Source organism: Nonomuraea sp. NPDC049637, from assembly GCF_040675235.1.
In the GTDB taxonomy this organism is placed as follows: Bacteria; Actinomycetota; Actinomycetes; order Streptosporangiales; family Streptosporangiaceae; genus Nonomuraea.
This window is the reverse complement of record NZ_JBFAOM010000095.1, coordinates 1-9,177: the sequence shown is the minus strand read 5'-3', so window position 1 is coordinate 9,177 and position 9,177 is coordinate 1. Positions and strand designations below refer to the sequence as shown.

Annotated in this window: 10 protein-coding genes; 4 read left to right on the top strand and 6 right to left on the bottom strand. The window is 69.9% G+C overall.

Annotated features, from left to right (window positions below; translation table 11 throughout):
- Positions 1-133: 133 nt before the first annotated feature.
- Positions 134-1,189, bottom strand: coding sequence for a DUF2867 domain-containing protein (locus AB0J71_RS49130; protein WP_364421280.1), 1,056 nt, complete (start codon positions 1,187-1,189; stop codon positions 134-136).
- An 82-nt stretch (positions 1,190-1,271) separates the two neighbouring features.
- Here AB0J71_RS49130 and AB0J71_RS49125 point away from each other — a divergent pair, with 82 nt between their 5' ends.
- The 3 genes from AB0J71_RS49125 to AB0J71_RS49115 all read left to right on the top strand — a co-directional run bounded on the left by AB0J71_RS49125 (position 1,272) and on the right by AB0J71_RS49115 (position 4,089).
- On the top strand, positions 1,272-1,850 hold the full coding sequence (locus AB0J71_RS49125) for a TetR/AcrR family transcriptional regulator (protein WP_364421278.1): 579 nt from the start codon (positions 1,272-1,274) through the stop codon (positions 1,848-1,850).
- Between the two features lie 57 nt (positions 1,851-1,907).
- Positions 1,908-2,633: a class I SAM-dependent methyltransferase gene (locus AB0J71_RS49120; RefSeq protein ID WP_364421276.1), complete on the top strand. Its 726-nt coding sequence runs from the start codon at positions 1,908-1,910 to the stop codon at positions 2,631-2,633.
- A gap of 229 nt (positions 2,634-2,862) precedes the next feature.
- Positions 2,863-4,089 carry a cytochrome P450 gene (locus tag AB0J71_RS49115; RefSeq protein WP_364421274.1) on the top strand — a complete coding sequence of 409 codons (1,227 nt, stop codon included), beginning with the start codon at positions 2,863-2,865 and terminating at the stop codon, positions 4,087-4,089.
- 75 nt (positions 4,090-4,164) lie between these two features.
- Here AB0J71_RS49115 and AB0J71_RS49110 read toward each other — a convergent pair whose 3' ends face one another.
- Positions 4,165-4,545 carry a hypothetical protein gene (locus AB0J71_RS49110; RefSeq protein ID WP_364421272.1) on the bottom strand — a complete coding sequence of 127 codons (381 nt, stop codon included), beginning with the start codon at positions 4,543-4,545 and terminating at the stop codon, positions 4,165-4,167.
- Between the two features lie 277 nt (positions 4,546-4,822).
- Here AB0J71_RS49110 and AB0J71_RS49105 point away from each other — a divergent pair, with 277 nt between their 5' ends.
- Complete coding sequence (locus AB0J71_RS49105; protein ID WP_364421269.1) at positions 4,823-5,452, top strand: hypothetical protein; 630 nt, start codon at positions 4,823-4,825, stop codon at positions 5,450-5,452.
- Positions 5,453-5,643: 191 nt separating this feature from the next.
- Here AB0J71_RS49105 and AB0J71_RS49100 read toward each other — a convergent pair whose 3' ends face one another.
- From AB0J71_RS49100 to AB0J71_RS49085, 4 genes are all read right to left on the bottom strand, one after another.
- Positions 5,644-6,834, bottom strand: coding sequence for a TnsA-like heteromeric transposase endonuclease subunit (locus AB0J71_RS49100; RefSeq protein ID WP_364421267.1), 1,191 nt, complete (start codon positions 6,832-6,834; stop codon positions 5,644-5,646).
- 200 nt (positions 6,835-7,034) lie between these two features.
- Positions 7,035-7,688 carry a hypothetical protein gene (locus tag AB0J71_RS49095; RefSeq protein ID WP_364421265.1) on the bottom strand — a complete coding sequence of 218 codons (654 nt, stop codon included), beginning with the start codon at positions 7,686-7,688 and terminating at the stop codon, positions 7,035-7,037.
- 404 nt (positions 7,689-8,092) lie between these two features.
- Positions 8,093-8,320 carry a hypothetical protein gene (locus tag AB0J71_RS49090; protein ID WP_364421263.1) on the bottom strand — a complete coding sequence of 76 codons (228 nt, stop codon included), beginning with the start codon at positions 8,318-8,320 and terminating at the stop codon, positions 8,093-8,095.
- A gap of 474 nt (positions 8,321-8,794) precedes the next feature.
- Positions 8,795-8,929 carry a hypothetical protein gene (locus AB0J71_RS49085; RefSeq protein WP_364421261.1) on the bottom strand — a complete coding sequence of 45 codons (135 nt, stop codon included), beginning with the start codon at positions 8,927-8,929 and terminating at the stop codon, positions 8,795-8,797.
- Positions 8,930-9,177 lie beyond the last annotated feature (248 nt).

The window sequence follows — 9,177 nt, the reverse complement described above, 5'->3', positions numbered from 1 at the left end:
TGGTGCGCACCGAGGACGGGTGGGCGTTCCAGACCATGGTCCAGGGCGGCTGGGGGCACGGCTGGCCGGCCGCCAGGCGCGGCTGACCCGACGTCGCAGGTCAGGGCGCGCCGCTGGCAGCCCTGACCGGGCGCTACCGGGCGCCGCCGCGGGCCATCCTCGCGGCGGCGTCCCGGAGCAGCCCGGGAGCCAGCCGGCGATGGATCGCCGACAGCGGCGGCCACACGACGCGCCCGAGCCCTCGGTCATAGCGCAGGAGGGTGGTCAGCGACACCCGCCCGTCCGCCACACGTACGACGAGGTTGGCGGTCAGGAACCAGGACGCGGTCTCCAGCCGGATCCAGCCGTCGCCACGTGCGGTGATCCGCCATCCGGCCACGGTGGCGGGCGATCGGCCGCGGGCCAGCCGGAGCCCCAGGAGACCCCGCCAGATCAGCCGTTCCGCCGCGCTGGGCACGTCACCGAACATCGCCCGCGCCCACTCCTCCGCCGTCCCCCCGTCGCGGTCGTTCGTGGTGAGGGCGAAGTGGTCGGCGTAGTCGATGACGGGCAAGGAGCTCAGCGCGCGGACGGACGGCGGGATGCCGTCCGTCCCGACGGCCGACTCCAGGGCGCCCGCCTCGCGCTCCAGCCAGGCGCGCTCCAGCCGCCGGACGAAGCCCGGCAGGACGAGGGTCCGGCGGAACGGCGTGATGGCGGCCATGTAGCAACGTCCCAGCAGGCCGTCGGGGCGTACGAGGACGGCCATGCGGAGCTCGTGCCCGCCGCCGGCGGCCGGCGCCCACGCCAGGTGCATCACCGCGTGGACGGTGCGGTTCGCCAGCTCCAGCGCGCATTCGTCGTCCAGCGCGTAGACCGGGGAGAAGGGCGCCAGGCCGGCGTCGGAGCCGCGCGGGGCGCGGCGCAGGTCGGCGGGCAGGCGCTCGCACAACGACGGGACGCGCCTTCCGACGCCCGCCGACGCCCTGTCCCAGCCGAACAGGGCGCCCAGCTTCCAGCGCGCCGCGAGCAGCACCCGCAGCGGCAGGGGGCCGCCGCTGGAATCGCGCATCGCGGCGAGCGCGGCGGGGAAGTCGTGCGGTCCGGCGCCGGGGGTGCGGATCGCCCAGACGTCCTCCAGCTCGAAACCTTCGGCGATGTCGTGGATGCGCCAGGGGCGGCCGGTATGGGCGGCGTTCGCCAACCTCATGATCCCTCCCTATCTATACGCTGCCGTATATACTGAGGTTAACCACGGTTATACGGTGGCGTATACATATCGTCGGAGTGAGGTGGCACACACTGTGGGCGCGGTCCGTACGACCCGGGAGGGATGGATCGAGGAGGGGTTGCGGGCGCTGGCGGCCGGCGGCCCGGACGCGGTGCGCGTGGAAGCGCTGGCCAAGCGGCTCGGCGTCACCAAGGGCGGCTTCTACGGCTACTTCGCCGACCGGGAGGCGCTGCTGGAGGCGATGCTGGACACCTGGGAGCGGGAGAGCACCGACGAGGTGATCGAGCGCGTCGAGCGCGAGGGCGGCGACCCGCGGACCAAGATCAGGCGCGCCGGCGTGCTCACCTTCTCCGGTGACCGCCTGCTGCCCATCGACCTCGCCGTCCGCGACTGGGCCAGGCGCGACGAGGCGGTCGCCGAACGCCTGCGGCGGGTGGACAACCGGCGCATGGCGCTGCTGCGCGAGATGATCGGCAGCTTCTGCGCCGACCCCGAGGAGGTCGAGGCCCGCAGCCTCCTCGCCTTCTGCGTGGCGATCGGCGAACACTTCCTGGCCGCCGACCACGGCGGCCGCACCCGGGCGCAGGTGCTCACCCGGGCGGCCGCCCTGCTGCTCGACCTCGACAAGGCGGAGGACTGACCGGGCCTTGGCGCGCGCCCGGCCGCACCTCGTGACGCGGGGGCCAGAATGACCCCTATGACGACGATGCCCGGGAGCAACGCCTACGACGCGATCGCCGAAGGTTACGCGGCCGAGAACGAGACCAGCCTCATGAACGCGTACTACGAGCGGCCCGCGATGCTGGAGCTCGCCGGTGACGTGACCGGCCGGCGCGTCCTCGACGCCGGCTGCGGATCGGGCGCGCTGTTCGCCGAGCTGCGCGCTCGGGGCGCCGTCGTGACCGGGGTCGACGCGAGCGCCGGGATGCTGGAGGTGGCCCGGCGGAGGCTGGGCGCCGACGCCGACCTGCGGGTCGCCGACCTGGCCTGCCCGCTGCCCTTCCCCGACGACACCTTCGACGACGTCATCGCGTCGCTGGTGCTGCACTACCTGGAGGACTGGGGGCCGGCGCTGGCCGAGCTGCGACGCGTGCTGCGGCCCGGCGGCCGGCTGCTCGTCTCGGTCGAGCACCCCTTGGCCATCACCCTCATGCAGCACAAGGCCGGGGAGAGCCCCGCCTACTTCGGGACGCGCAACCGGGTCGAGGAGTGGACCATGGGCGGGCAGACCAGCCGGCTCAGTTTCTGGGACCGGCCGCTGCACGCGATGACCGAAGCCTTCACCACGGCGGGCTTCCGCATCGGCGTCGTCAGCGAACCGCCGTACGCGCCGGAGGCCCGGGAGCTGTTCCCCGAGGAGTTCCGCGAGATCTCCGGGCCGAGGTTCCTGGGCCTCCTGTTCTTCGTCCTGGAAGCCGGCTGAAGCGCCGGACGTCGGGACGTCACGCGGACGGCGACCAGGTGGGTGGCGCGCGCCGGCTCCACGACCGAGTCGGCGGCGCAGGTCCTGCGGTCCCTCGGGGCCGTCAAAGCAGGCGCTTGACTTAATGGGGTGCGCGGCGGTTACTGGACATGACAAAGGAGCGTGCTGGTGCGTCAGGCGGGGAGTCGATGAGCGCCGTCCGGGGCCGACGAGCGGAAGGAAGACCGTCATGACGGCGATCCCAGATCAGGACATGTCCGGCACGTTGCCCGAGTTTCCCGGCGTCAGAGCGGCGGCGTGCCCGTTCGACCCGCCGCCGGCCCTGCAGGCGCTCCGGCAGGACGCGCCGCTCACCCGGGCACGGCTGCGCGACGGCGGCACCGTATGGCTGGTCACCGGCTACGCCGAGCAGAAGGCGGTGCTGAGCCATCCGCAGGTCAGCTCCGACGTCACCCGGCCCGGCTACCCGCTGCCGATCCTGGCGCCCAACCGGCCCGACAGCGCGATCAGCTTCATCCTCATGGACGACCCCGAGCACCACCGGCTGCGCCGCATGGTGCAAGGGGCGTTCACCGTCAAGCGGGTCGAGACCATGCGCCCGGCCGTCCAGCGCATCGTCGACCGCCTCATCGACGACCTGCTGGCCGGGCCGAGGCCGGTGGACCTGGTGGAGGCGTTCGCGCTGCCGGTGCCGTCGCTGGTGATCTGCGAGCTGCTCGGCGTCCCGTACGCCGACCACGGCTTCTTCCAGGAGAACAGTCAGATCATCGTCAAGCGGGACGTGTCGGTCGAGGACCGGACGGCGGCGGGCGGGCGTCTGCGGCAGTACCTGGACGAGCTCGTCGGCGACAAGCTCGTCCACCCCGGCGACGACCTGCTGTCCCAGGTGGCCGCCCGGGTCACGGCGGGCGAGCTGACCAGGCAGGAGGCCGCCCAGATGGGCGTGCTGCTGCTCGTGGCCGGCCACGAGACCACCGCCAACATGATCGCCCTCGGCACCCTCGCGCTGCTGCGCCATCCCGGCCAGCTCGCCCTGCTGCGCGAGAGCGACGACCCCGCGCTGATCGCGGGCGCGGTGGAGGAGCTGCTGCGCTACCTGAACATCACCCACGGCGGACGCCGCCGGGTGGCCAAGGAGGACATCGAGATCGGCGGCCAGGTCATCCGCGCGGGCGAGGGCATCATCGTGGCCAACGACATCGGCAACCGCGACCCCGAGATCTTCCCCGCCCCGGACGAACTGGACGTGCGCCGCGACGCCCGCCGGCACGTGGCCTTCGGCTTCGGCGTCCACCAGTGCCTGGGCCAGCCCCTGGCCCGGCTGGAGCTGCAGGTCGCCTACGGCACCCTCTACAGGCGCGTCCCCACCCTGGCCCTGGCCACCGAGTTCGAGAAGATCCCCTTCAAGCACGACGGCCAGGTGTACGGGGTGTACGAACTCCCCGTGACCTGGTGACCGCACCGGCCGCTGCACGCCCGCGGCCGCCGGAGGGCCGATGAGGGCGAAGGTCGCGATCAGTTCGGCTGGTCCTCATCGAGTCGGTGTTCGGCTGGTGACGGCCTCCTCGATCCGCTCCACCGCGGTGATGGCGCCGAAGCCGAGCAGGTGCACCAGATCGGTGGCGGAGGTCGTGGTGCGCCATGCGGTGACGTCCGTTTCGGTGATGTCGTGTGGGCTGCGGGCGGCCAGCAGCGCGAGTCCGGCGGCGGGCCGATCGGCTTCGGGAAGCCGGGTCAGCCGTTGCGTCAGCCACGCGCCCTGCGGGAAAGGGCTGGATTCGGCGACCGCGGCCCGGAGAACGTTCCGGCTCGGCTCGCTCAGGAGCGAGGCCAGCACTGCACGACGTGCGGCTACCACCGGGATGAAGCCCCCTTGGACGCGCCGCCCACCGACCACGCCGCCGACGCCCACGAGCGCCAGGCCGACGAAGCAGGGTGCCCTATTGGCCGTTCCTGACGCCCCGGCCGATGCCCTTGAAGTGGCGCGGGCCTGGCTGGAGAACATGGCCGAGCGGCACGCCACCGGCGGAGCCGCCGACCTGGCGCCGCCCCGCGTCCGTGCACTGGGTGAGTATCCGGGGTTGGGGCCCCGGCCAGACACCCCCTAACCGCACACTGCCCCAGCGACGGACCGGTCGCGGCGGACATTCTCCCGATTGCGAATTCTCCGATCACGCTACGATGACCCCATGGCATTGCTCTACCAGGCAACGCTTTCGCCTACGAAGCTTGAGCTGCTGAGCGACTGGTTGCCGGGACGCCCCTGGTACACCGGGCCGGTCGGCGAGATGCGGCAGATGGCCTCCTTCCGGTTCGACGACCCGGCCGGCGCGGTCGGGATGGAGACGATACTGGTCCGGGTCGGCGACGGCCCGGTTCATCAGATGCCGCTCACCTACCGCGAGGCGCCATTGCCCGGTGGCGAAGCGTGGCTGCTGGGCACTGCCGAGCACTCGGTGCTGGGTATGCGCTGGGTTTATGACGCGGTCGGCGATCCTGTCTACGCCGCGGCACTGGCGGCTGCGATCATCGGCGGCACGGGCCAGGCCGAGAAGCTGGTGCAGGTCAATGGCCGTTTGGTGCGTCGCGAGCCTGATATGAGCGTCGTCGGCGGTGCAGATGAGGCAGTGGTGCTGCCAGCGGTGGGAGGCATCGAGCGCGTCACCGAGGACGACCCGACGGTGATCGTGACAGACACGATCGAGCTGGTCGTCGCCCGCCGACTCGACGTCGGCGTCGAGCTTGCGGACGTGGTGCTACGCAGTGCCTGGCCAGGTCAAGAGACGCTGGTGCCACTGGCGTCCGCGAGACTTCGCTGACGCCTACGAGACCGCGGCTCGGGGCGCGATGGGAGCTCCGCTGAGCGGACAGGACGTTGAGAAGCTGATTCGGAATGCTGCAACTGGGACACCGCCCCTGGCGAGCCGGACACGACGCCTACCATGACCGCATACGCCACGCCTTCGACGAGCCCTATGCGCTCGTTCATGCCTTTACCGGCACGTCGTCATTACAGGAAGCGGCCCCGGTCAGCCTGGCTGCCCCTAACGGTCTGCTGACAAAGGCGTGAGTGTTGGCGGGCATGGGGCTGTAGAGGGCTGATCGATTTTTCCAGGCACGGCAGGGATGAGTGGACAAGAGCTGCAGGACCTTGCCACGCCGGTCGAAGCCTGACAAGACCGGCAGTAGCGGGAGCGCTCCTGCACCCAGGGGCAGCGAGCCGGGCAACGCGCGTCAGGCGGCGGGTCATCTGGTGCACGGCGGCCCACCAGGTCGCAGCTTCATGATGTTCGGGTAGGTGCGCACCAGGCGGGGACAGCGGATCCGCCCAGGTGGCCAGCCGTCCGGCGTAGCCGCCGTCGGCCCGGACCAGGCCGATGGTGGAGAGCTTCTCGCGCAGCAGCGCCAGGAGCGGGTGCGCGCCATCGCGGTCCTGCACCGACGCGGCGTTGACGATCGCGCGCAGCGGCAGCCCGAGGGTGTCCACCACGAAGTGCCGCTTCTGCGCCTTGAGCTTCTTGCCCGCGTCGTTCCCGCAGGCCGCCGCGCCAACGGGCTCGGCCGCCCGGGCCGTCTGGGAGTCGTGCACCCCGCCGCCGGCAACTCCGCCCGGCCGACCGGCAGGCGCAACCGACCACGCAGCCTCCCCGCCGGCCGTACGGGCGGACCACACCACTATCCACATCATCCAAGCCGACGCCGCCGTAAATCGGGTAGTTGCTTGGACGTCACCCGGGCAGGTGAAGGCGTGCTGCCACGGTCTCGGCCGTGCCGCGAACGCCTCTGCGGTTCGCTCGTTCACCTGGTCCGCCGCGCGGACATCGATCACCCTCGCGCGGCCGTCCGCCAATCGTACGAAGTAGTCGGGCGCGTGACGGCGAGCCTCGCCGTCCCGCCAGTGCAGCCAGAACGGCTGCGAGGTGATCCCTACCACCTGCGGATCGAAGTCCAGCAGGATCAGCCGGTCCCGCTCCAGCCAGGATTCGTAACCGACATGGTCGCCGGTAGTTGCTGACCAGTACCAGCCGGCGAAGCCCCGGCCGCCCTTGGTCCAACGGAACTCCCGCACCGGCGGCACGTGCTCGAACCGGATACTCCAGCCGTCGCCTAACCGGGTCCGCAGCCGCCGCTCGCCATCGAAGAAGTCCAAGTCGAAGGCGCTGAGCACGGGATCGCCGTACGCACCCGCCTGTTCCCTCACCGTCTCTCCTGGAATTCGGGTATCCCTTCCGAGTGAAGTTGGCGGGAGGGACACGCGCTGACTTGCGGTACGTCACCTTGGGTTCGGACGGTTTCGAACGCAGTCGTTCAGGTCTCCCTGTCGGTGAGAAGGTGTCTCCGCTGACTACGACACGGAGGCATCACGCCCCTGGGGCACCGGCCCCGCTCAGCCTCGCGCGCCTATTCGTCCACGTCCGGATAGTTCGCCTTGCGCGCCAGCCACCACCAGCCGTCACTCAGCCGGCTGCACCAGTAGTAATCGTCGAATGTGGTCTTGGTGAGATCACAGGGACTTACCCGCGCAGCGTCAGGCCGGTCATAGATGTAGAGGAACATGTTCTCCGACACTTCCTCGTTCGACAGGCCCATCATGAGAACACGTCCGGGATAAAGCTCGATCGGCACATCCTGAGTATTGGGATGATCAAAATGCAGGACATCGAACTCATCAGGCAGATGCACCCAGCCACCCGAAGGCATGTCCGCCGACAGCTTCCTGTCCTTGGCCAGCTGGGCCAGCGCGGTGAACTTGCCGTGATGGACCGCGAACCACGTACGCCCGAAGATTCCGTTCCAGGGCAGCAGCACAACGGCGGCACACAGGACGACCGCTGCACCGGCCGCGACGTACCCGCGGATGTCCCCATGTCGGCGTACGAGTCTCTGCGCCCACCACAACGTGGAAAGCACGGCCACGACGAACGCGATCCCAAGGATCAACTGCTCGATGATCCGATCGTAGTACTCCAGCCACAGCAGATACCGTCCAGTCACAACCACGAGCCAGCTCGCCACCATGGTCGCGGTCAACGCATACGATCGCTTCTCGATCACGCCTCCAGACCCGGTCGGCGAGCGCTGCTCCGCGTAATTACGGCTCCCGCCAACCTGTGAATCCAACTCGGGCACCGCAACCCGCCTCATCTAACGAGACACCGCACGATGCCCGGCCCTCTGCGGCGACGACATACCAGACCTCGAACGCCCTGCCGGGGAGGTGCAACGGACATCAATCCCCCGCAGTCACTCAACCTTCGGTGAGACACCGTAGTCGTCATCAACCTTCGATGACAATGCTCAGTTTTCGCTGCGACAGGACACCCTGAAACGACAAGATCCCGCCTGATCGTGATGATCAGACGGGAACTCGTCAATCCATGTCCGGCCGTTTCAAGAACGGCCCTGTGAGGGGACCGGGGGCTCTCTCCGTACAGCTCTCCCGCCAGTGATGATCTCAATCAGCTCAAGGCGTGGTAGCGGCTGGCCAGGCAGACGAAGGCCAGCAGGAACAGGCAGACGGCTACGATCAACGCCTTGGTGCGGCCGGAACGATTGCTTCTGGAGCTGATGACAGCGAGTGCTGCTCCGGCCAGGGCGAACACCCCTGCCAGCAGGGCGAACCAGAGCTTGTATGTTGTCGGCAATGGTGCTTCGACGGCGCGCTGAAGCCAGTCGACCAGCAGCAACGATGTAATCCACTCATTTCCTGTGTGGTTGACGTTGCCTCGTGCGGCGATCCCGCGGATGCGGGGCGACGTCGGCAGGGCTGATCAGCGGCAGCACCGCCGCGCTCAACACCTCGGGCCGGTACGCCGACATGCCGTCGACGAGCCGGGCTTGACCGGCCACCGGGAGGCTTGCTGGGTCAATCACACCGTGCGCGGCCGCTGCCGAACAGGCGGAACCACATGCAGAAACACTCCCGCCGGTGTTCAGCCGGTCGGCGGGGCACGCTCGTGCCGCGTCCGCTCAGCCTGCCGGGTGCCGTCGATCGTCCCGCGTCCGGTCGGGAGCCTGGCAGCCGCGGTTGCGAGAGTTCCGGGGAAGGAGCCCGCCGGAGCGCCCGGCATTGCGGTTCGGGTTGCGTCCAAGGCGGGCTCGGAGTGTCCAGCGTCCCTCATCGGCGTCGGCTGCCCGTTCGAGGATGAGTTCGCTCTTGGTCAGGCCGGAGGCGGCGTCGGCGGGCGCTCGACGATGACGTTCGGGATCCGCCTTTGCCAGCCGGCGTAGAGGGGCCAGATACCGGTCGTCGTCTCCCACAGGTGGGTCGGTTCGGCGCCGACCTGCACGGTCACGTCGGGTTGGGTGAGCAGGTTTCGGAGCCGCCGGCTCCTGGACGCCGCAGGGGCGAGGCGCACGACGGGTCGTGCCTGCTCAACAGCCCTCCCGGCGGGCCTGCCATCCTCCGTCCTCCCGAGAACCGCACGATTCGAAGTGACAGTCAGACATCCAAGGCCGGACGGGGCCCGGGCCCACCGTCAACCCGAGGTCCGGCCAGCCCAGCCAGTCCAGCCGGACCGACGCGGCCAGCGCCCGCTCCTCC